Consider the following 23,065-nt stretch of genomic DNA (forward strand, 5'->3'; position numbering starts at 1 on the left):
GGGAGGGGCCACCGATAGGGGGGCTCTCCCCACGATAGGGCGGAGTTTGGGGCAGCACCCCACCCGTCTCGATGCTCGCTGAACGCTCGCACCGGTCCACCCTCCCCACGGCGCGGCTTCGCCGCTTGGGGGAGGGATAAAAGGACGCTTACTTCGCGCCCACAGCCTTGCCGCGATACATCAGATGCACCGCGCAATTGCAGCCGGGCGGATGCGAGGCGATGTCGGCTGGCGTCTCGTCATTGGCCGGCGTCTGCGCAGCCAATTTGTCGGCAGCTGCTTTCTCCTGTGCGACGGCACCCGGAATATAATTCAGGATCGGCGCAAGCCAGCGCTCGACCTCGGTCACATCCATGCCCTTGCGCGCGGCATAATCTTCCGCCTGATCGCGCTCGATCTTGCCGACGCCGAAATAGTAGCTCTCGGGATGGCTGAAATAGAGACCGGACACCGACGAACCCGGCCACATCGCATAGCTCTCGGTGAGCGACACACCGGCCGTGTTCTCCGCATCGAGCAGCCTGAACAGCGTTGCCTTCTCGGTGTGGTCGGGCTGTGCGGGATAGCCAGGTGCTGGACGAATGCCCTGATATTTTTCCAGGATCAGGTCATCGACCGAGACATCCTCGTCCGGCGCATAGGCCCAGAACTCCTTGCGCACGCGCTCATGCATGCGTTCGGCAAAGGCTTCGGCGAGACGATCGGCCAGCGCCTTGCACAGGATCGACGAGTAATCGTCGTTGGCGTTCTTGAAGCGATCGGCGATGACGTCCTCACCAATGCCGGCAGTGACGACGAAGGCGCCGATATAGTCGGCCACGCCCGTATCCTTCGGTGCGATGAAATCCGACAGCGCGGCATTGAAGCGGCCCTCGCGCTTCACCAACTGCTGTCGCAGCGTGTGCAGCGTTTCGATCTCGGCCTTGCGGCTGTCATCGGCATAGACGCGGATGTCGTCGCCCACGGCATTCGCCGGCCAGAAGCCGACCGTCGCCTTCGCAGTGAACCACTTCTCGTCGACGATCTGCTTCAGCATTTTCTGCGCATCGGCATAGAGCGAGGTGGCGACTTCGCCGACGACGCTGTCAGTCAGGATGCCCGGGAAACGTCCGGCCAGTTCCCAGGTCTGGAAGAACGGCGTCCAGTCGATATAGCGCGCCAGCTCTTCCAGCGAGTAATCGCTGAATGTCTTGATGCCGAGGAAGGTCGGCTTGCGCACGGTCTTGCTGAAATCCGCCACATGCGCATTGGCCCGCGCGGTTGCAAGCGACAGCCGCTTCTTGTCCTGCTGCGCCTTGAAATGTGCCGCCGAAATCTTGGCATAATCGGCGCGGACGTCGGCTGCGTAAGCCGCGCGCTTCTCCGGCGACAGCAGCGATGACGCGACACCGACCGCGCGGCTGGCATCGTTCACATGCACGACGGCGCCGGCACGGTAGTTCGGATCGATCTTCACGGCCGTATGCACACGGCTGGTCGTCGCGCCGCCGATCAGGAGCGGCATCTGCATGCCCTGACGCTCCATTTCGCCGGCGAGGAAGGTCATCTCATCCAGCGAGGGTGTGATCAGGCCCGAGAGACCGATGATATCTGCGCCTTCGGCCTTGGCGGTTTCGATGATCTTTGCGGCCGGCACCATGACGCCGAGATCGATCACCTCGAAATTGTTGCACTGGAGCACGATGCCGACGATGTTCTTGCCGATGTCGTGGACATCCCCCTTCACGGTGGCGAGCACGATCTTGCCGGCATTCTTGCGGCCGTCGCCGGCGATGCCCGCAGCGAGATTGTCGGCCTTTTCCTTCTCCATGAACGGCATCAGATAGGCGACCGCCTGCTTCATCACGCGGGCGGATTTCACCACCTGCGGCAGGAACATCTTGCCGTCGCCGAACAAGTCGCCCACGACATTCATGCCTGCCATCAACGGGCCTTCGATCACATGCAGCGGGCGCGCGACGGTGAGGCGTGCAGCTTCGGTGTCCTCGTCGATATATTGCGTGATGCCGTGAACGAGCGCGTGGCTAAGGCGCTTCTCCACCGGCCATTCGCGCCAGGACAGATCCTGCTCCTTGGCCTGCTTGGTCTGGCCACGGAATTTCTCGGCCAGCTCCAGCAGCCGTTCGCCGGCGCCGGGATCACGGTTGAGGATGGTATCCTCGCAGACCTGGCGCAATTCCGGATCGATGTCGTCATAGACGATCATCTGACCGGCATTGACGATGCCCATGTCCATGCCGGCCTTGATGGCGTGATACAGGAACACGGAGTGCATGGCTTCGCGCACCGGCTCGTTGCCGCGGAACGAGAAGGAGAGGTTGGAAACGCCGCCGGAAATATGCGCATGCGGCAGGTTCTGGCGGATCCAGCGCGTCGCCTCGATGAAGTCGACGCCGTAATTGTTGTGCTCTTCCAGGCCGGTGGCGATGGCGAACACATTGGGGTCGAAGATGATGTCTTCCGGCGGGAAATCCAGTTCCTTGACCAGGATGTCGTAGGCGCGCTTGCAGATCTCGATCTTGCGCTCATAGGTGTCGGCCTGGCCGACCTCGTCGAAGGCCATCACGACCACCGCGGCGCCGTGGCGCTGCGCGATCCTGGCCTCGTGGATGAATTTCTCGATGCCTTCCTTCATGGAGATCGAATTGACGATCGGCTTGCCCTGCACGCATTTCAGGCCGGCCTCGATCACGTGGAACTTCGACGAGTCCACCATCACGGGGACGCGCGCGATATCCGGTTCGGAGGCGACGAGGTTCAGGAACTCGACCATCGCCTTCTCGGAATCGAGCAGGCCCTCATCCATATTGACGTCGATGACCTGCGCGCCGTTCTCGACCTGATCGCGCGCCACCTGCAGTGCGGCGGCATAGTCGCCTTCGGTGATCAGGCGGCGGAATTTCGCCGATCCGGTGACATTGGTGCGCTCGCCCACATTGACGAACGGGATCGACGCCGCCAATTCGAACGGCTCGAGGCCGGAGAGGCGCAGCAGTGGCGCGATCTCGGGGACCGCGCGCGGCTTGTGCGGGGCGACGGCTTTGGCAATGGCAGCGATATGCGCGGGCGTCGTGCCGCAGCAGCCGCCGACGATATTGACGAGGCCGCTGGCCGCGAATTCGCCGACGAGGCCAGCCATGAATTCCGGGCTCTCGTCATACTGGCCGAATTCATTGGGCAGGCCGGCATTCGGATAGGCGCAGACCAGCGTGTCGGCGACGCGGCCGATATCGGCGATATGCGCGCGCAGGTCTTCGGCGCCGAGCGCGCAGTTGAAGCCGATGGTGGCGGGCCGCGCATGCTTGACCGAATTCCAGAATGCTTCCGGCATCTGGCCCGACAGCAGGCGTCCGGATTTGTCAGTGATGGTGCCGGAGATCATGATCGGCACGTCGATGTCGCGCGCCTCGCAGATTTCCGCAATGGCATAGAGCGCCGCCTTGGCGTTCAGCGTGTCGAAGATGGTCTCGACCAGCAGCAGATCGGCGCCGCCGTCGAGCAGGCCGTTGATCTGCTCGCTATAGGCGATACGCAGATCGTCGAAGGTCACGGCGCGATAGCCCGGATTGGCGACATCCGGCGAGATCGAGGCGGTGCGGTTGGTCGGGCCGATGGCACCGGCGACAAAACGCGGGCGGCCGTCCTCCGCTTCCACCTTGATGGCGGCGTTCTTGGCGAGGCGCGCGCCGTCGCGGCTCATCTCGTAAGCGAGATCGGCCATGTCATAATCGGCCTGCGCGATCGAGGTCGAGGAGAAGGTGTTGGTGGCGACGATGTCGGCGCCGGCGCGCAGATAGTCCGCGTGGATGTTTTCGATCGCGTCCGGCTGGGTCAGGATCAACAGGTCGTTGTTGCCTTTGACGTCGCGATGAAAATCCTTGAACCGCTCGCTGCGGAACGCGGCTTCATCGAACATCAGGCCCTGGATCACGGTGCCCATGGCGCCGTCGAGCACGAGGATGCGCTCGGAGGCGGCTTTGAGCAGGGCGGCACGCTTCGGTGATACTGGCACGGTCATGATTTTATGCAGCCTTGCGCGCGCCGTTCGGGCGGAAGCCCAGAAGATGACTGATCGCGAAGACCAAATCGGCGCGGTTCATGGTGTAAAAGTGAAAGTCGTTGACGCCGGCCTTGGCGAGTTTCTGCACCTGGCCTGCGACCACGGTGGCCGCAACCAGCTTGCGGGTTTCGGCATCGTCGTCGAGCCCGTCGAATTTCTCGGCCAGCCAGGCCGGCACGGTGGTGCCGGCACGGGTGACGAAATTGCGCGCCTGCTTGAAATTGTGCATCGGCATGATGCCGGGCAGCACCGGGATCGTGATGCCGCGGGCGCGCACCTTGTCGAGATAACGGAAGTAAAGATCGTTGTCGAAGAACACCTGGGTGATGGCGCGCGTCGCGCCGGCATCGACCTTGGCCTGCAGGGTGTCGATATCAGCGCTGAAGTCGGCGCTCTCCGGATGCTTTTCCGGATAGGCGGAAACGGTGACGTCGATGTCCGAATAGCGCTCACGGATGCTGGCGACGAGATCGGCGCATGTCTGGTAGCCATCCGGATGCGCCACATATTGGGTGCCGATGCCAGTGGTCGGGTCGCCGCGCAAGGCCACGATGTGGCGGACGCCGGCGTCGTGATAGCGGGCCACGACATCGTCGATTTCGCTCTTCGGCGCACCCACGCAGGTCAGGTGCGCGGCCGGCGTCAGGTTGGTTTCCTTCAGCAGGCGGACGATGGTGGCGTGGGTGCGCTCGCGGGTCGAGCCGCCGGCCCCATAGGTCACTGACACGAAGGAGGGGGAGAGGGGCGCCAGACGCTCAATCGTCTCCCACAGCGTGCGGTCCATCTCCTCGGTCTTCGGCGGGAAGAACTCGAAGGAGATATTCGGAAGGTTAGGGGTGGCCGGGGTCGTCTCGGTCATCTCGAACTCCACCGCCGCGACTGGCGGCACCGGTTGCTGGGTCGTCACAGGCTGTTTGGCTGCACTGCACAAAATATGCTGATGTGCAGGAATTAAATAGCCCATCGCAAAGCCATATAGGGTGGGAAATGGCCCATTGTGTCTACGGAGGATGGGTTTGGCTCGCCCGTTGAAATATGAGTGGGCAGGCTAGTGACGCCAGTCTAACGATTCTTGATTCTAGTTAATCATCTGAAATAATTAGGAAGTTATGCAATTTTGGTGGCGTGTTAGCCTTACGCTGTCGGTGGGCAATTAATTGCGTGATTTGCGAGGCCTTAATTTTCGCCCATTGACGATGGCGTGCTCGGGCCCGCCCGTCACGCTTGCTGTCCCGTCCCCACGCATTAGCCTGCCGGTATGATCCCGCTCTCCATTCTCGACCTGTCGGTCGTCACAACAGGCACGTCGCCCTCAAAGGCGCTGCGCAACAGCATCGATCTTGCCAGACATGCGGATGGCCTCGGCTATGTCCGCTACTGGCTGGCCGAGCATCACAATCTGGCGTCCGTCGCGAGCCCCGCGCCGGAAATCATGATCGGCCAGATCGCAGCCGTGACGTCGCGGATTCGCGTTGGCTCCGGCGGCGTGATGCTGCCGAACCATGCACCGCTGATGGTGGCCGAGCGCTTCAAGATGCTGGAGGCGCTGTTTCCCGGCCGCATCGATCTCGGCCTCGGCCGTGCGCCAGGAACCGATGGCGCAACAGCCTATGCGCTGCGCAATCGCCTGGCCGGTCGCGAAGGCGACGACTTCCTCGAGCGGCTCAGCGAATTGCTGCTGTGGGAGACGCGGCGCTTTCCGGAAAACCATCCCTACAGCAATGTCGTCGCCATGCCGAACGATGTGCCGCTGCCGCCGATCTGGCTGCTCGGCTCCAGCGATTTCAGCTCCGATCTCGCAGCGCAAGTCGGGATGGGCTTTGCCTTTGCCCACCATTTCGCATCTCACGACGCGGCTGATGCGATGGTGCATTATCGGGCCCGCTTCAAGAGCTCGTCGTGGCTGCAGGCGCCGCAGGCGATTCTGGCGGTCGCCGTGATTTGCGCCGAGACTGATGACGAAGCCGAGCGGCTCGCGTCATCCGCCGATCTCAACCGCCTGCGCCGCGACCGCGGCGAATACGCGCCGCTGCCGAGTGTCGAGGAAGCGCTGGCCTATCCCTATAGCGATGCGGAGAAGACCAAGATCGCGCGCAATCGCGCGCGCCTGTTCGTTGGCAGTCCGACGACGGTGCGCGAAAAGTTGCAGCCGCTGATCGGACAATGCCAGCCCGATGAACTGATGGTCGTCACCGCGATGTATGATCATGACGCGCGCAAGCGATCCTACAGCCTGCTGGCGGAGGCATTCGCGTAGCGAAAAATCGCATGATGCGATGTCGGAACGAGCTGATGGCAATCGTCCTTGAGGCGGCGCCACCAAGAACCAGAGAATGATCCATGCTCTATGCAATCCTCGCTTATCACGTCGAAGAGGTCGTCGTGTCCTGGACTCCCGATCAGGACACGAACGTGATGGCCAATCTTCACGAAATCCACGAGCGGCTGACGGATGACGGCACGATGGGGCCAGCTGCGCGACTCGGCGGCACCAAGGGCGCGTTCACTTTGCGCGGCCCCGGCGCAGGTGTGATCATCGATGGGCCGTTTGCCGAGACCAAGGAGCAGTTACTGGGCTTCTATGTCGTGGATTGCGCGACGCGCGAGGCCGTGATCGCTGTCGCACGTGATCTGCGGAAGGTGAATCCGTCAGCGGTGTATGAAATCCGGCCGGTGCAGCTATTCCTGCCCGGCGCGGCGAAAGAGGCAACGCATGCGCTATCGGATCATGTGCGCGGGAATTCGTAGGATGGGTTGAGCGGAGCGAAAACCCATCCTTCCGTTATTGCGGCGGGCTCCGCCGATGGGTTTTCGCGAAGACGCTCAACCCATCCTACATCTCAGCCCTGCTGCTCGCCAAAAGTCTGACGGAACGGATGTGCGGGATACACGCCCACGATCCTGAATTCGCGCGAGAAGAACTTTAGCTCTTCCAGCGCGAAAGCCAGATTGCGGTCATCTGGATGACCGTCGACATCCGCATAGAACTGCGTGGCGAAGAATTCACCATCGACCATGTAGCTTTCCAGCTTGGTCATGTTGACGCCGTTGGTCGCAAAGCCGCCAAGCGCCTTGTAGAGCGCGGCGGGGATGTTACGCACGCGAAATACGAAAGAGGTGACCAGCGGCTCCTTGCCTTGATCGGCCCATTGGGCGTCTTTCGACAATATCACGAAGCGCGTCGTATTGTGGCTTTCGTCCTCGACGTCTTCGGCCAGAATATCCAGGCCGTAGATCTCGGCGGCGAGGCGCGGGGCCAGCGAGCCGCAGCTCTTGTCGCCGCGTTCGGCGACGATGCGTGCGGAGCCGGCCGTGTCGGCGGCGACGATCGAGCGGACCCCCAGTTTGCGGATCAGGCGGCGGCACTGTCCGAGCGCATGGACGTGGCTCTCGATGGTCTTGAGATCCTCGATCTTCGCGCCGCGTGGCGCCATCAACTGGTGATGGATCGGGATGAACCATTCGCCGATGATATGGAGGCCCGACGCCGGCAGCAGGTGATGGATATCGGCAACGCGGCCGGCGATCGAATTCTCGATCGGGATCATGCCAAGATCGGCCTCGCCGGACGAGATCGCCGCGAGCGCATCCTCAAAGGTTGCACAGGGCAGTGGCTCGGCGTGCGGAAACGCCTCGGCGATCGCGTTATGGGAATTGGCGCCGGGCTCGCCCTGGAAGGCGATTTTCATCGGAATGGTCATGGCGGGCCTTGTATCAGTCGCTCAGGTTTTTGCCAGCAGCCAGCAGCCGGCGGGCGGTTTCGAGGTCGTGGGGCGTATCGACGCCGAGCGGGACGGACTGCACGATGGCGGCGTCGATCCGCATGCCGGCTTCCAGCGCACGCAGCTGTTCCAGCTTTTCGCGCTGCTCCAGCGTCGAGGGCGGGAGTTTCACGAAGCCTTCGAGCGCGGTGCGGCGATAGGCATAGAGCCCGATGTGGTGATAGCGCGGGCCATCGCCATACGGTGCGGTGGCGCGGGTGAAATACAGCGCCCGCAACCGGTTGGTGCCAGCCGGCGAGCCGATCAGCTTCACCACGTTCGGATTGGTGTGTTCTTCATCCTTGCGGATTTCCGCGACCAGTGTCGCGATATCGACCTTGGGATCGTCCAGTACGCGCACGGCGGCGGCAATGTCGCCCGGCGGAATGGTGGGCAGGTCCCCCTGGACGTTGACGACGGTTTGGACCGTCCCGGTCGGGTCGAGCCTGCCGAGCGCCTCAAAGATCCGGTCCGAGCCCGACGGATGGTCCGATGAGGTCATGACCGCCTCGAAACCATGGGCGGTCACCGCATCGGCGATCTCGGCGGTATCGGTGGCAATGGCCACGCGCCCGATGGCGGCCTCGGCTGCGCGGCGGGCCACATGCACGATCATCGGCAGGCCGGCGATGTCCAGCAACGGTTTGCCGGGCAGGCGGGTCGCGGCCATTCGGGCAGGAATGAGCACCAGGGTGCGAGGGTCGGTCATGTTTGATTGGCTTGGCAAAATCGGCTCGAATTCCGTCTCTCGGACCTGGAAAACCATGATGTAGATCAAGGGCAAGCCGGACGGCGCGGCGTTTATACGGGTTGCCAGAACTAGGGCAAACCGTTATCTCGATTGGACAGGCTCTAAACAGCCTGCAGACGTGATTCATGGGCGCGTCGAGGCCGTGGGAGCGGCCTTCCAATGACCTGAAACGGGCGTGGGGCTTACGGAATATGGACTCTTTCGAACTCAACAAGATCATGGGCGCCATCCTCGGCACCTGCCTCGTGCTGATGGCGACGAACTTCACCGCCCAGGCGGTGTTCGCGCCCAAGCACATGGAAAAGCCCGGTTACGACATCGCCGTGAAGGAAGAGGCTGCCGGTGGCGGCGCCAAGGCTGCGGCCGCGCCCTCCGAACCCATCGAAAAACTGCTGCAGACCGCCTCGGTGGAAAAGGGCGCGACGGCCGCCAAGAAGTGCGCCTCGTGCCACACCTTCGAGAAGAACGGCCCGAACCGCGTCGGCCCCAATCTCTATGGTGTCATCAATGACCATGTCGGCCAGGGCCGCAACGGCTTCAACTTCTCCGCGGCCATGAAGGCCAAAGGCGGCAGCTGGGGCTTTGAGGAGCTGAACAAGTTCATCTCCAATCCGAAGGGCGCCGTGCCCGGCACCGCGATGGGCTTCGCCGGCATCCAGAAGGACAGCGAGCGCGCCGACCTGATCGCCTATCTGGCGACGCTGGCCGACACGCCGGTGCCGCTGCCGACGGCTGCCAAGTAGAACAAACGCACCGCGTTTTCGTCACATTCGAACCGTCACGGCCGGGCCATCAGCCCGGCCGTTGTCGTTTGGCGCATTACCAAAGCTTAAGCGGGACGTTTGGCCGCAACGCGTTAGGATGCAAGCAAGGCGTCGGGTGGTATCTTGCGGAAAAGCCGGCATAATCGGTCGAACCCTCGCCTCATATGACCGTTCTACTCAATTGCTCCGGTTCACAGGATTCAGCACATTGACGATCTCCCGACGCCGCCTTCTGAAGACCTCCGCTTTCGCCGCCCTCACCCCCGTGCTCGGCGGGATCGGCAGTCTCCCGGTGATCGGAGCAGCCTCCGCTCAACCGGCCGCAGCAGGCGCCGCGGAATGGCGGCATGCGCTGTCGCTGTTTGGCGAGATCAAATATCCCGCGAACTTTAAGCGCTTCGATTACGTCAATCCGGATGCGCCGAAGGGCGGCAGCGTGCGGCAGATCGCGGTCGGCACGTTTGACAATTTCAACATTGCGGTCGCCGGTGTGAAGGGCAACATCGCCGGCGCCGTTGGCCTGATCTACGAATCCCTGACCACGGCATCGCTGGACGAAGTCTCGACCGAATATGGCCTGCTCGCCGAATCCGTCAGTCACCCCGAGGACTATTCCTGGGTGACGTATCGCCTGCGTGCCGAAGCCAAGTGGCATGACGGCAAGCCGGTGACGCCCGACGACGTCATCTTCTCACTGGAGGCCTTCAAGAAATATTCGCCGCAATATGCCGGCTATTATCGCCATGTGGTGAAGGCCGAGAAGGCCGGCGAGCGCGACGTGAAATTCACCTTCGACGGGCCCGGTAATCGCGAATTGCCGCAGATCGTCGGCCAGCTCACGGTGCTGCCGAAGCACTGGTGGGAAGGCACCAATGCCTCCGGCCAGAAGCGCGACATCGGCAGCACGACGCTCGAATTGCCGCTCGGCAGCGCGCCCTATCGCATCAAGGATTTTGCGGCCGGCCGCAATGTCGTGGTTGAGCGCGTCAAGGACTATTGGGGCGCCAAGCTCGCCGTGAATGTCGGCAAGCACAATTTCGATGAGATCCGCTACGAATATTTCCGCGACGGCACGGTGGCGCTCGAAGCGTTCAAGGGCGATCAGGTCGATTGGCGCACCGAGAACAGCGCGAAGAACTGGGCGACCGCCTATGACTTCCCCGCTGCCAACGAAAAGCGCGTGATCCTCGAAGAGTTCACCAACCGCTCCTCCGGCGTGATGCAGGGCTTTGCGCTGAACATCCGTCGCGACAAGTTCAAGGACGCGCGTGTTCGCCGCGCGCTCAACTATGCGTTCGATTTCGAGGAGATGAACAAGCAGATCTTCTTCGGTCAGTACAAGCGTATTGGAAGCTATTTCGAAGGCACAGAACTCGCATCGTCCGGCCTGCCGGAAGGCCGCGAGCTCGAGATCCTGGAGACGGTGCGCGCCGATGTGCCGCCGGAGGTCTTCACCAAGCCCTACACCAATCCCGTCGGTGGCAATGCCGAAAACGTGCGCGCCAATCTGCGCGAGGCGACGCAGTTGCTGAAGGCGGCTGGTTACGAAATCCGTGATCGCAAGCTCGTCAATGCCAAGACCGGCGCACCATTCGAGATCGAATTGCTCGGTGAAGACCCAAGCTCCGAACGTATCGCTTTGTTCTTCAAGCCGTCGCTGGAGCGACTCGGCATTGGCGTGAACGTGCGCACCATCGATGCGACACAGTACGAGAACAGGCTGCGCAGCTGGGATTTCGATGTCGTCGTATCGGTGTGGGGGCAGTCGCTGTCGCCCGGCAACGAGCAGCGCGAATATTGGGGCTCGTCGGCTGCCGATCAGGCCGGGTCGCGTAATATCGTCGGCATCAAGGATGCAGCCATCGACAAGCTGATCGAACGCGTGATCTTCACCAAGGACCGCGCCGATCTGGTTGCCGCAACCAAGGCGCTGGACCGCGTGCTGCTGTGGAATCACTTCGTCGTTCCACAATTCACCTACAGCAAGGTTCGCACTGCGCGTTGGGATCGCTTTGGGCGGCCACCCGAGCCACCGAAATATGGCCAGTCCGGCTTCCCGACCATCTGGTGGTGGGATGCCGCGAAGGCAGCGAAGACGGGCGGTCGCTCTTGAGGAGGCTGTCGCGCATGGCGCAGCTCAATCGTCGGCACGTGCTCGGCCTTGGTCTCGGCGCGATCGCTGCGACGCGTTTCAGCCCGGCGCTTGCGCAAGGTGCGAGCGAGGCGCATGGCATGTCGGCCTTCGGCGATCTGAAATATCCGGCCGACTTCCCGCATTTCGACTATGTGAATGTGAAGGCGCCAAAAGGCGGGGTGTTCTCGACCATCCCGTCGGTCAAGGCTTTCAATCAGTCGTTCCAGACGTTCAATTCGCTGAATGCCTATGTGCTGAAGGGCGATGGCGCGCAGGGGATGGGGCTGACCTTCACCGCGCTGATGGCTCGCGCCGTCGACGAGCCCGATGCCATGTATGGGCTTGCAGCCAGGTCCGTGCAGATCTCCGCGGATGCCCTGACATATCGTTTTGCCGTGCGCCCGGAAGCGCGCTTCCACGACGGCAGCAAGCTGACAGCGAGGGATGCAGCCTGGTCGCTGACGACGTTGAAGGAAAAGGGCCATCCGATCATCACGCAGCAGATGCGCGATGTCGCGAAGATCGAGGCCACCGACGACGCCACGCTGGTGGTAACTTTTGCAGAGAAGCGTGGCCGCGACGTGCCGCTCTTTGTCGCCAGCATGCCGATCTTTTCGCAAGCCTATTATGCCAAGCGCGCCTTCGATGAATCGACGCTGGATACGCCGACTGGCAGCGGTCCTTACAAGGTTGGGCGCTTCGAGGTTGGGCGCTTCATCGAATTCGATCGCGTCAAGGATTGGTGGGGCGCGGATCTGCCCGTCAGTCGCGGCCTCAATAATTTCGACACGGTGCGCTTCGATTTCTACCGCGACCGCGATGTCGCTTTCGAAGGGTTCACGGGGCGCAATTATCTGTTTCGCGAAGAATTCACGTCACGCATCTGGAATACGCGTTACGATTTCCCCGCCATCAAGGACGGGCGCGTCAAGCAGGAGATCCTGCCTGATGATCGTCCGTCCGGGGCGCAGGGCTGGTTCATCAATACGCGCCGCGCCAAGTTTCAGGATCCGCGCGTGCGCGAGGCGCTGGGCAATGCGTTCGATTTCGAATGGACCAACAAGTCCATCATGTATGGCGCCTATGAGCGCACGGTCTCGCCATTCCAGAACTCCGACCTGATGGCGACCGGCGCGCCGTCGCCGGAAGAACTTGTTCTGCTCGAGCCGTTCCGCGGTAAGGTGCCGGCCGAAGTGTTCGGCAATCCCTATCTGCCGCCGGTGTCTGACGGTTCGGGTCAGGATCGCACGCTGCTGCGCAGGGCGATCCAGTTGCTGAACGACGCCGGCTGCGTGATGAAGGACGGCAAGCGCATGACAGCGCAAGGCGAGCCGTTCAAGATCGAGTTCCTGCTCGATGAGCCCAACTTCCAGGCTCATCATATGCCTTACATCAAGAATCTCGGCACGCTGGGTATTGAGGCCAACTTGCGCCTCGTCGATCCCGTGCAAGAGCAAGCGCGACGCAATGATTTCGATTTCGACATGACGATCGAGCGTTTCAGTTTTTCCACCGTGCCCGGAGATTCGCTCCGTCCGTTTTTCACGGCGCAAGCGGCGACCACCAAAGGCTCGAAGAATCTGTCGGGCATTTCCGATCCCGTGATCGATGCGCTGATTGAGCACGTGATCGCAGCGGAGAGCCGCGCCAAGCTGGTTTTCGCGGCACGTGCACTCGACCGCGTGATCCGCGCTGGTCGCTACTGGGTGCCGCAATGGTATTCGAGCAAGCACCGGCTGGCTTATTGGGATGTGTTCAAGCATCCCGCGCAGCTTCCCAAATATCTCGACATGATCGCGCCCGATCTCTGGTGGGCTGCGGACAACAAGACGGCGACCGAGCAGGCCAAATAGAATGACCGCATATATCGCACGCCGCGTGCTGCTCATGTTTCCCACTTTGCTGGGGATCCTGCTGGTGTCCTTCGTCGTGGTGCAATTCGCGCCCGGCGGTCCCGTCGAGCGCGTCATTGCGCAGATGAGTGGCGCCGACACCGGCGCTTCGCGCGCGACAGGAGGTTCATCCGGCGGCGACTTCGGTAATCGCGCCCAGCCGGGCGCGGGCGCTGATGCCGTGAACTCGAAATATCGCGGCGCGCAGGGCCTCGATCCCGCTTTCATCAAGAATCTCGAAAAGCAGTTTGGCTTCGACAAGCCGGCACCCGAGCGATTTCTGCTGATGGTGTGGAATTATGTTCGCTTCGATTTCGGCAAGAGCTATTTTCGCGATACGTCGGTGGTGCAGCTGATCAAGGAGAAGCTGCCGGTCTCGATGTCGCTCGGAATCTGGATGATGCTGATCAGTTACCTCATCTCGATCCCGCTCGGCATCCGCAAGGCGGTGCAGGATGGGACGCGCTTCGATACCTGGACCTCGGCGATCATCATCATCGGCTTTGCGATCCCGGGCTTCCTGTTCGCAATCCTGCTGATCATCCTGTTCGCGGGAGGCTCGTTCTGGAGCATCTTCCCGCTGCGCGGCCTCACATCGGACGGCTGGAGCCAGTTTCCGTGGTACTGGAAGATCATCGATTACTTCTGGCACATCACGCTGCCGCTGGTGGCCATGGGGCTCAGCGCTTTCGCCACCACGACGCTGCTGACCAAGAACTCGTTCCTGGATGAAATCCGCAAGCAATATGTGATGACGGCGCGTGCCAAAGGCTGCACCGAACGGCAAGTGCTCTACGGCCATGTGTTCCGCAACGCGATGCTGATCGTCATTGCCGGTTTCCCCGGCGCCTTCATCGGCGCATTCTTTTCCGGCGCGCTGCTGATCGAGACGATCTTCTCGCTGGATGGGCTCGGTCTGCTCGGTTTCGAGAGCGTGCTCAATCGTGATTATCCCGTGGTGTTCGGCACGCTGTTCATCTTCTCGCTGATGGGATTGGTCGTGGGCCTGATCTCCGATCTGGCTTATATGTGGGTCGATCCGCGGATTGATTTCGAGGCGCGGGAAGTCTGATGACCGTCACAGCACCCATGCCCGTCGAATCCACCACGCAGACGCCGCTCGGCGAAGCCGTGCCACCGTCGCGTCGCCCGCTCGGCCTGTCGCCGCTCAACAAGCGCCGCTGGCAGAATTTCAAGGCCAACCGGCGCGGCTACTGGTCGCTCTGGATCTTCTCGGCCCTGTTCCTGATCTCGCTCTTCGCAGAGCTGATCGCCAATGATCGTCCGTTCCTGATCAAGTTCGATGGCAAGCTCTATTTTCCCTCGGTCGTCACCTATTCGGAAACGACCTTCGGGGGCGACTTCGAAACCGCTGCCGATTATCGCGATCCCTTCCTGCAAAAACTGATCGCTGAGAAGGGCGGCAGCGTCTATTGGCCGTTGATCCGCTATTCCTACGACACCCATAATCTTGACCTGCCGACGCCGGCGCCGTCGAAGCCGACCTGGATGCTCACCGAAGAGCAATGCAAGCCGGTGGTCGAGAAGAAGGGCCTGAAGGGTTGCAGCGATCTCGAATATAACTGGCTCGGCACCGACGATCAGGGCCGCGATGTTGTCGCGCGTTTGATCTATGGCTTCCGCATCTCCGTTTTGTTCGGCCTCACGCTGACGATCCTGTCCTCGATCATCGGCATCGCGGCAGGCGGCGTGCAAGGCTATTTCGGCGGCTGGGTCGATCTCGCCTTCCAGCGGTTTATCGAGATATGGAGCTCGATTCCCTCGCTCTATCTGCTGCTGATTCTGTCGGCAGTGCTGGTGCCGGGTTTCTTCGTGCTCCTTGGCATCCTGCTGTTGTTCTCGTGGGTGTCGCTGGTCGGCCTCGTCCGCGCCGAATTCCTGCGCGGCCGCAATTTCGAATATGTCACCGCCGCCCGTGCCCTCGGCGTCTCTAATCGCAGCATCATGGTCAGGCACCTGCTGCCCAACGCCATGGTCGCCACCATGACGTTCCTGCCATTCATCGTGTCGTCGTCAGTGATGACCCTGACAGCGCTGGATTTCCTCGGCTTTGGCCTCCCGCCTGGTTCGCCATCGCTCGGCGAGTTGCTGTCGCAAGGCAAGGCCAATGTGCAGGCGCCTTGGCTCGGCTTCACGGGCTTCTTTGCAGTGGCGATCATGTTGTCGCTGTTGATCTTCATCGGCGAAGCGGTGCGCGACGCTTTCGACCCGCGCAAGACGTTCAGGTAGGGCTGCGATATGGACGCCATCAATCAGCCACTGCTCGACGTTCGGGATCTGTCTGTCGCCTTCCATCAGGGCGGCAACACGTCAGTTGCTGTCAACAAAGTCTCTTTCGACATCAAGCGGGGCGAATGCGTTGCGCTGGTCGGCGAGTCCGGATCGGGCAAATCCGTCAGTGCACTGTCGATCCTGAAGCTATTGCCTTACCCGATGGCCTCGCATCCATCGGGCGGCATTCGCTTCAAGGGGCACGAGTTGCTCGGCATGTCTGAGAACGACATCCGCGCCATCCGCGGCAACGATATCTCGATTATCTTTCAGGAACCGATGACCTCGCTCAATCCGCTGCACACGATCGGTGCGCAGATTGGTGAAATCCTGCAGCTCCATAACGGCATGCGCGGCGCGAAAGCGAAGGCGCGGGTGATCGAATTGCTGACCCAGGTCGGCATTCCCGATCCCGAGACGCGGCTCGGCAGTTATCCGCATCAGCTGTCCGGCGGCCAACGCCAGCGCGTGATGATCGCCATGGCGCTTGCCAATGAGCCGGACCTCCTCATTGCTGATGAGCCGACCACTGCGCTCGATGTCACCGTGCAGGCACAGATCCTCGCGCTGCTCGCCGATATTCGCCAGCGCCTCGGGATGAGCCTGCTGTTCATCACCCATGATCTCGGCATCGTTCGCCGGATCGCCGAGCGCGTCTGCGTGATGAAGAATGGCGAGATCGTCGAACAGGGGCCTGTCGAACAGGTTTTCACTTCGCCGCAGCATCCCTACACCAAGGCATTGCTCGCCGCCGAGCCGAAACCGGATCCGGCGCCGCCGCAGCCTGATGCGCCGGTGGTGATGTCCACCGATGATCTGAAGGTGTGGTTTCCCATCAAGCGCGGCTTGTTGCGCAAGACCATCGGTCATGTGAAGGCGGTCGATGGCGTCAGCGTCAAGATCCGCAAGGGCGAGACGCTCGGCGTCGTCGGCGAATCCGGCTCGGGAAAGACGACCCTTGGCCTTGCGCTGCTACGCCTGATCTCGTCGCAGGGGCCGATCGTATTTCTCGGCAAGGATATCCAGGGCCTGCAGTTCAAGCAGATGCGGCCGTTTCGGCGCGACATGCAGATCGTGTTCCAGGATCCTTTTGGTGCACTCAGCCCGCGCATGTCGGTCGGCGACATCATTGCCGAAGGGCTCACGGTGCATCAGCGCGAACTGTCCGACGACGAGCGCGAGGCGCGCGTGGTCAAAGCGCTCGTGGATGTCGGCCTCGATCCGGCGACGCGCTTCCGCTATCCGCATGAATTCTCCGGCGGCCAGCGCCAGCGCATCTCGATTGCGCGCGCCGTGGTGCTGGAGCCGAACTTCGTGGTGCTGGACGAGCCAACCAGCGCACTCGACATGCTGTTCCAGGCGCAGATGGTCGATCTCCTGCGCGAGCTGCAGCGCAAGCGTGACCTGACCTACATGTTCATCTCCCACGATCTCCGCGTCGTCGCCTCGCTGGCGAGCCATCTGATCGTGATGCGCCATGGCAAGGTGGTGGAAGAAGGACCCGCCGCCGAACTCTTCAAGAATCCGAAATCCGACTACACCCGCGCGCTGTTTGCCGCCGCCTTCCGCATCGAGGCGGTGCCGGGCGGCGCGGCGGCGCAATAACGCCATGGCTGTCGAAGACAAAAGTGCGATCGCCGACCGCGTGATGGATGTCGCGGTCTCGCCGCCGGTCACGGTGGCGAAAGGCTATCTGCCTTACGAGCGTTATGACGTGGCGATCATTCGCGACGACGACGAGACGCTGCGACAGCAGCGCGACGTGTTGCGGGCCGGCCGGGTTGCAGCTGTGCTTCCCGTCGATCTTCGCCGCGGCGAAATCGTTCTGCTCCGCCAGTTCCGCTTGCCCGCGCATCTGGCCACGGGGCGCGGCGAGATGGTCGAGATCGTTGCCGGCCGCGTCGATGGCGATGAGAGCGCCATCGCGGCTGCTGCTCGGGAATGCCATGAGGAAATCGGTGTTGCGCCGGATCGCTTGATCGAACTCTATAGCGTGTTGCCGACGCCGGGCATCACCGATGAATTCGTCACGTTCTTCCTCGGTTTCATTGATAGCAGCAAAGTGCCGTTGCGCGGCGGTCTTGCCGATGAGCACGAAGACACCCGCCCGTTTATCGTTACGATCGATGCCGCCATCGCTGCCCTCGATCAGGGGCAGATCTTCAACGGATTGATGGTCAGCGCCCTGCAATGGCTGGCGTTGCACCGGGATCGCTTGCAGGATTATTGCGAACGGGCGGTCAGTCCAGCCGCTTGATGCTCGTCACGTCGCTGCCGGTCGCGGCGATCCGTGCGATGGCGCTCTTGGTGTCCTCGATCGCCGTCATCATGTGATGCGCATTGGCATGTACGATCGTATCGGCATCGCGGACGATGGCGACATGACCTTTCCAGAAAATCAGGTCGCCGCGCTTGAGGCTTTGCATCTCGGTTGCGTTCAGAGCACGTCCGAGCCCGCTCTCCTGCATATCGCTGTCGCGCGGGCAGCCGGTGCCCGCAGCTGTGAGCGCAATCTGCACGAGGCCGGAGCAGTCGATGCCGAGGCTGCTCTTGCCACCCCACAGATAGGGCGTGCCGACAAAGCGTTCGGCCACGGCGACGAAATCTGACTCGACGAATGAGAGTTCGGTCACATGCTGCTTCGGAATGTGATGGCCATTGCTGGCCACAGCGAAGGCATCGGTCATTTTAACAATGGAGAGGTGCGCCCCCAGCGGCAGCGTATCCATTGGCGGAATTTTGATCGACGGACCGGGAAAGGCGAATGTGCGCAGTGCCGTCACCTTGTGCGTCGGCGCAGGACTGGGCGGATACAGTGCAAGATCGGAGATCCAGCCCACATAACCATCGGCATTGAGCTGTCCCCAGGCCCAGCCTTCCTCATTGCGGTCATAGATCGTGAATCGTTCTCCGCGCAGCGCCTGCGTATCCAGCATTGCGCCAGCGAATGGATCGCGCCGCACCGAGGTGACGCCATCGGAGATCTCGCATTCCTCGCCGGTCACGAATCGTGCGGATTCGACCTTGCCTTCGAGATATTTTGCGGCGACATCCGGCCGCGCGGGCGTCAGGCGCTTATCCATAGCGCTGGCTCAGCAGAGCATAGATCGCACGCGCAGCCTGGCATTCGCCGCCTTCGGGGCGCGCCGGCTTGGCCGAGGGCGTCCAGCCATAGATGTCCACATGCAGCCAGCTCTTTGCCGATTCGACGAAGCGCTGCAGGAACAGCGCGCAGGTGATCGAGCCGGCAAACCCGCCCGACGGTGCGTTGTTGATATTGGCGACTTTCGAATCCAGCCACGCGTCATAGGGCGCCCAGAGCGGCAATCGCCATAGCGGATCATTCTGCTCCTTTGCAGAGCGTGCGACATCGAGGGCGAGGTCTTCATCATTGGTGTAGAATGGCGGTAGCTCCGGCCCCAGTGCGACGCGTGCAGCACCAGTGAGCGTGCCGAGATCGATCAGCAGATCCGGTTTCTCTTCGTCGGCGAGCGCCAATGCATCGGCGAGCACGAGACGGCCTTCGGCATCGGTGTTGCCGATTTCAACCGTCGGGCCTTTACGAGACTTGAAGACATCGAGCGGGCGGAAGGCATTGCCGGCGACGGCGTTCTCCACCGCCGGGATCAACACGCGTAACCGCACCTTCAGCTTCGCATCCATGATCATCAGCGCGAGCGCGAGGACATTGGCGGCGCCACCCATGTCCTTCTTCATGATCAGCATGCCCGACGACGGCTTGAGATCGAGGCCGCCGGTGTCGAAGCAGACGCCTTTGCCGACCAGCGTCACTTTCGGATGTGCCGGATCGCCCCAGGAAAAATCGATCAGGCGTGGCGCGCGAGTCGAGGCCATGCCGACCGCGTGGATGAGCGGGAAATTCTGGGTGACGAGATCGTCGCCGGTGATGCAGTTGAAATTGGCGCCGAACCGGGTGGCGAGGTCCTTCGCTGCCTGCGCCAGTTCTTCGGGGCCCATGTCGTTGGAAGGCGTGTTGATCAGATCGCGTGCCAGGGCCGCGGCTTCGGCCATGCGGCTGATTTCGGCGATGTCGATATCGGTCGGTGGCACCAGCTTCACCTTTGGGGCTTCATTGGTGCGATAGCGGCCGAAGCGATAGCTGCCGAGGGCGAAAGCGAGGACCGCGAGGCGTGTATCATGGGGCGCATTGGCGAAGCGGTAGCTGCCGGCTGGCAGCAATCCCGGCAGCGTGCCGGGCCGGAACAAGTCGCGATGCGTCGCGCCTGCATCTTCAAGCCCGAACAGCACCTGTGCGATCGCGCCATCCACATCGGGCAGAGCGAGCCAAGCGCCGGGCTTGCCGCTGAAGCCATTCGCGGTGGCAAACGCCTTCGCGGCGGCGGGCAGCGTCGCCAAGATCTCCGGCCATGTGCTCTTGGTCACGAACGTGATCGGGATCGCAGGCTTGGTCGGGGAGGCGTCGAAGGCTAAATGCATGACTTGGCTCGCAACTGAAGGGAGGGCCGTTATGCGGCCGCACGCGTCAAGAGGTGGTAACCGGGGATATGGCACCGGATGGTCCGATTAACCAGCCATTAGGGTTAACACTCTATTGCTGGCGCATTCGGTTCGTCCGTTCGCATCATCGTTGAGTCAAAGTGCCATGCGTCAGCCCTTCTGTCTTGCGCGGTTTCTCGCGACTGCGGCCACCACGGCAATTCTGGCCGCAGGCCTCGCCGGCTGCAAGACGACCGGCCTGTCGGATGTCACCGGTTCCGTGAGCCCGCGCGCTGAAGCGCCGCCTCCGGTGAGCCAGGCTGCCGATCCACGCGACATCGAGGCTTATGGCGAGCGCTTCCGCGCCAATCCGCGCGATCCGGACGTGGCGTTACGCTATGGCCAGGCGCTGCGCGCCAATGGCCAGCGCGCCCAAGCTGTTTCGGTATTCGAACAGGCAACGCTCAACAATCCCGGCAACAAGGCGCTGGTGGCTGGCTACGGCCGCGCCCTTGCTGATGCCGGCAGCTTCGAACGTGCTTTCGAGGTGCTCGGCACGGCGCACACACCGGCCAATCCGGATTGGCGGATTCTGTCGGCGCAGGGCGCTGCCCTGGATCAGATGGCCCGTCACGACGAAGCCCGTCGCTATTATGCCAATGCGTTGAAGATCCGGCCCGAGGAGCCTTCGGTACTGTCGAATCTCGGCCTGTCCTATATGCTGTCGAAGGATCTGCCCCAGGCTGAGGCTGCGCTGCGTCGTGCGCAACAGGGACGCGGCAATGTCGATCCGCGCGTGCGGCAGAATCTTGGTCTCGTTGTCGGTCTGCAGGGCCGCTTCAGCGAAGCCGAAACCATCGTGCGCGCCGATCTGCCGCCGGACGAAGCGGCGGCCAATGTGGCTTATCTCAAGCAGATGCTGAACAATCGTGGCGGAGCTAAGTTCAGCGGCCAGGACGACGCGAAGCGCTCGTAAGCGCTTCATCGTTACTGCATTGCCGCGACCTTGATGCCGGTCGGTCCGAGAATGACCACGAACAGCACCGGCAGGAAGAACAGTATCATCGGCACGGTGAGCTTCGGCGGCAGCGCTGCGGCCTTCTTCTCCGCTTCGTTCATGCGCATGTCGCGGTTTTCCTGGGCCATCACGCGCAAGCTCTGGCCGAGCGGCGTGCCGTAGCGCTCCGATTGCATCAGCGCGAGACAGACCGACTTCACGCCTTCGAGCCCGGTGCGCTTGGCGAGATTCTCGTACGCCACCTTGCGGTCCTGCAGATAGGACAGTTCTGCCGTGGTCAGCGTGAATTCTTCGGCGAGGGCCACCGATTGCGAAGCGATCTCGATGGAGACGCGGCGGAATGCGACTTCGATGGACATGCCGGATTCGATACAGATCAGCAGCAGATCGAGCGCATCAGGAAACGCACGGCGGATCGAGAGCTGGCGCTTGGTGATGGCATTCTTGAGGAAGATCATCGGTGCCTGCATGCCGAACCAGGCGGCGCCGACGCACATGCCGATCTTGATGGGTAGCGATTGCTCCATCCGCGAGATCACGAACACATATAGAACCGCCATGACCAGAAAGACGATCGGCGTGACGAGGCGGAAAAACAGGAAGGTGACATAAGGCGCCTGGCCGCGATAGCCGGCCATCACCAGCTTGTCGAGCGCAGCCTCCTGCGCCAGCCATTTGGTCAGGTTGAAATCACTGACGACCTTGGAGACGAGTTGCTTCGGCGTCTGCCGCAGCGACACTTTTCCGCTATTGGCCAGGCGATCGCGCTCGCGCTGGCGCAGCCGCTCGCGTTCGCTGGCGACAGCTTTCATCCGCTTGGTGAGGCCGTCGCTGACGAACAGCGGCACCAGCAGCGTATAGGCAGTGGCCGTCACGGCAATGGCCGCCATGAGCATCATCATGAAGCGGGTGTCGTGCAGCTTTGCGATCAGCAGATCAACCATGTTGCACCATCAGAAATCGAAATTGATCATCTTCTTCATGACGAAGATGCCGCAGGACATCCACACCACGCAGCCCGCCAGCATCAGGCGGCCGGTTTCATGAGTCCACAGCAGCGAGATGTAGTCGGGCGTGCTCATATAGACGAGCAGCATCACGATCGGTGGCAGCGAGCCGATGATGCCGGCGGACGCCTTGGCTTCCATCGACATCGCCTGGATCTTCTCTTTCATCTTCTTGCGGTCTCGCAGCACCTTTGACAGGTTGCCGAGCGCTTCCGACAGGTTGCCGCCGGACTTTTGCTGGATCGCGATCACGATGCCGAAGAAATTGGCCTCGGGCAGCGGCATGCGTTCGTAGAGGCGTGCGCAGGCCTCGCCCAGCGGCATGCCGATGGTCTGGGTTTCGATGATGGCGTTGAACTCGCTGCGCAGCGGCTCCGGCGCATCGGCGGCCACGACTTTCAGCGAATCGAACAGCGGCAGGCCGGCCTTGATGCCGCGCACGACGACGTCCACGGCATCGGGCAGCGCCTTCAGGAAAGCATCTTCGCGGCGCTTCTTGAGGAAGCCGAGCACCCAGCGCGGCAGGCCGAAGCCAGCCGCAAAAGCGAGACCGGCGCCGGCCAGCAGGCCGCCGCCGAACATCACGGTCATCGCGAATGCAAACAGGCCCAGGATGCCGGAGATGACGAGAAATTTCTGCTCGCTCCAGTCAAGCCCGGCCTGGGTGATGCGGATCCCCAGTGGAACCTTGCTCTTTTCCTTGTTGCGGGCTTCGACTTCTTTCAGCGACGTTTCGACCTGATCGCGCTTGGAGCGCTGCGCGCGATCGGCGGAGCGGATCTTCGGCTCCGGCCGCGCGATCGAGGAGCGGCGCTCCTCGGCTTTCTTTTCGCCGGACAGCTGCGGATAGAGGAAGACCCATGCGAGTCCTCCGACCGCGACGGTGGCCATGAAGGCCAAAGCGAGCGCCTGCATGTTCATCGGCTGC

At 62.0% G+C, this 23,065-nt stretch carries 18 protein-coding genes; 10 read left to right on the forward strand and 8 right to left on the reverse strand.

Going from position 1 to position 23,065, the window contains the following annotated elements; all coding sequences use genetic code 11:
- Positions 1-148: 148 nt before the first annotated feature.
- Together metH and metF are read right to left on the reverse strand one after the other, a co-directional pair.
- Positions 149-4,018, reverse strand: coding sequence for a methionine synthase (gene metH, locus AC1RQ5_RS06925; RefSeq protein ID WP_493197835.1), 3,870 nt, complete (start codon positions 4,016-4,018; stop codon positions 149-151).
- A gap of 4 nt (positions 4,019-4,022) precedes the next feature.
- Complete coding sequence (metF, locus tag AC1RQ5_RS06930; RefSeq protein WP_493197837.1) at positions 4,023-4,919, reverse strand: methylenetetrahydrofolate reductase [NAD(P)H]; 897 nt, start codon at positions 4,917-4,919, stop codon at positions 4,023-4,025.
- Positions 4,920-5,318: 399 nt separating this feature from the next.
- On the opposite strand from metF, the gene AC1RQ5_RS06935 reads away from it, so the two are divergent.
- Positions 5,319-6,317, forward strand: coding sequence for an LLM class flavin-dependent oxidoreductase (locus AC1RQ5_RS06935; protein ID WP_493197839.1), 999 nt, complete (start codon positions 5,319-5,321; stop codon positions 6,315-6,317).
- Positions 6,318-6,400: 83 nt separating this feature from the next.
- Positions 6,401-6,808: a YciI family protein gene (locus AC1RQ5_RS06940; protein ID WP_493197841.1), complete on the forward strand. Its 408-nt coding sequence runs from the start codon at positions 6,401-6,403 to the stop codon at positions 6,806-6,808.
- A 92-nt stretch (positions 6,809-6,900) separates the two neighbouring features.
- On the opposite strand, the gene AC1RQ5_RS06945 is transcribed toward AC1RQ5_RS06940, so the two are convergent.
- Positions 6,901-7,761 carry a prephenate dehydratase gene (locus tag AC1RQ5_RS06945; RefSeq protein WP_493197843.1) on the reverse strand — a complete coding sequence of 287 codons (861 nt, stop codon included), beginning with the start codon at positions 7,759-7,761 and terminating at the stop codon, positions 6,901-6,903.
- Positions 7,762-7,774: 13 nt separating this feature from the next.
- Positions 7,775-8,530, reverse strand: a complete 756-nt coding sequence (locus AC1RQ5_RS06950) for a 3-deoxy-manno-octulosonate cytidylyltransferase (protein WP_493197844.1) — start codon at positions 8,528-8,530, stop codon at positions 7,775-7,777.
- A 233-nt stretch (positions 8,531-8,763) separates the two neighbouring features.
- On the opposite strand from AC1RQ5_RS06950, the gene AC1RQ5_RS06955 reads away from it, so the two are divergent.
- From AC1RQ5_RS06955 to AC1RQ5_RS06985, 7 genes are all read left to right on the forward strand, one after another.
- Positions 8,764-9,315, forward strand: coding sequence for a c-type cytochrome (locus AC1RQ5_RS06955; RefSeq protein WP_493197846.1), 552 nt, complete (start codon positions 8,764-8,766; stop codon positions 9,313-9,315).
- A gap of 229 nt (positions 9,316-9,544) precedes the next feature.
- Positions 9,545-11,449 carry an extracellular solute-binding protein gene (locus AC1RQ5_RS06960; RefSeq protein ID WP_493197847.1) on the forward strand — a complete coding sequence of 635 codons (1,905 nt, stop codon included), beginning with the start codon at positions 9,545-9,547 and terminating at the stop codon, positions 11,447-11,449.
- A 14-nt stretch (positions 11,450-11,463) separates the two neighbouring features.
- Entirely contained in the window at positions 11,464-13,323 is a 1,860-nt protein-coding gene (locus AC1RQ5_RS06965) for an extracellular solute-binding protein (RefSeq protein ID WP_493197849.1), read from the forward strand.
- 1 nt (position 13,324) lies between these two features.
- Entirely contained in the window at positions 13,325-14,434 is a 1,110-nt protein-coding gene (locus AC1RQ5_RS06970) for a microcin C ABC transporter permease YejB (RefSeq protein ID WP_493197851.1), read from the forward strand.
- Positions 14,434-15,612: an ABC transporter permease gene (locus AC1RQ5_RS06975; RefSeq protein ID WP_493197853.1), complete on the forward strand. Its 1,179-nt coding sequence runs from the start codon at positions 14,434-14,436 to the stop codon at positions 15,610-15,612. The genes AC1RQ5_RS06970 and AC1RQ5_RS06975 overlap by 1 nt, the downstream gene beginning before the upstream one ends.
- Before the next feature lie 9 nt (positions 15,613-15,621).
- A complete protein-coding gene (locus AC1RQ5_RS06980; RefSeq protein WP_493197854.1) occupies positions 15,622-17,259 on the forward strand; it encodes an ABC transporter ATP-binding protein in 1,638 nt (545 codons plus the stop codon).
- A 4-nt stretch (positions 17,260-17,263) separates the two neighbouring features.
- Positions 17,264-17,911: an NUDIX domain-containing protein gene (locus tag AC1RQ5_RS06985; protein ID WP_493197856.1), complete on the forward strand. Its 648-nt coding sequence runs from the start codon at positions 17,264-17,266 to the stop codon at positions 17,909-17,911.
- Here AC1RQ5_RS06985 and AC1RQ5_RS06990 read toward each other — a convergent pair.
- Positions 17,895-18,737 (reverse strand): C40 family peptidase, encoded by an 843-nt coding sequence (locus AC1RQ5_RS06990; RefSeq protein ID WP_493197858.1) that lies wholly within the window; start codon positions 18,735-18,737, stop codon positions 17,895-17,897. The genes AC1RQ5_RS06985 and AC1RQ5_RS06990 overlap by 17 nt on opposite strands.
- Positions 18,730-20,112 (reverse strand): leucyl aminopeptidase family protein, encoded by a 1,383-nt coding sequence (locus AC1RQ5_RS06995; RefSeq protein WP_493197859.1) that lies wholly within the window; start codon positions 20,110-20,112, stop codon positions 18,730-18,732. The genes AC1RQ5_RS06990 and AC1RQ5_RS06995 overlap by 8 nt, the downstream gene beginning before the upstream one ends.
- Before the next feature lie 166 nt (positions 20,113-20,278).
- Between AC1RQ5_RS06995 and AC1RQ5_RS07000 the strand changes: the two genes are divergently transcribed.
- Positions 20,279-21,088 (forward strand): tetratricopeptide repeat protein, encoded by an 810-nt coding sequence (locus tag AC1RQ5_RS07000; RefSeq protein WP_398480069.1) that lies wholly within the window; start codon positions 20,279-20,281, stop codon positions 21,086-21,088.
- Positions 21,089-21,099: 11 nt separating this feature from the next.
- On the opposite strand, the gene AC1RQ5_RS07005 is transcribed toward AC1RQ5_RS07000, so the two are convergent.
- Positions 21,100-22,074, reverse strand: coding sequence for a type II secretion system F family protein (locus AC1RQ5_RS07005; RefSeq protein ID WP_398480071.1), 975 nt, complete (start codon positions 22,072-22,074; stop codon positions 21,100-21,102).
- Positions 22,075-22,083: 9 nt separating this feature from the next.
- Positions 22,084-23,058: a type II secretion system F family protein gene (locus AC1RQ5_RS07010; RefSeq protein WP_398480073.1), complete on the reverse strand. Its 975-nt coding sequence runs from the start codon at positions 23,056-23,058 to the stop codon at positions 22,084-22,086.
- Between the last annotated feature and the right edge of the window lie 7 nt (positions 23,059-23,065).

It is taken from the genome of Tardiphaga sp. GW821-FHT12E02 (genome assembly GCF_058807155.1).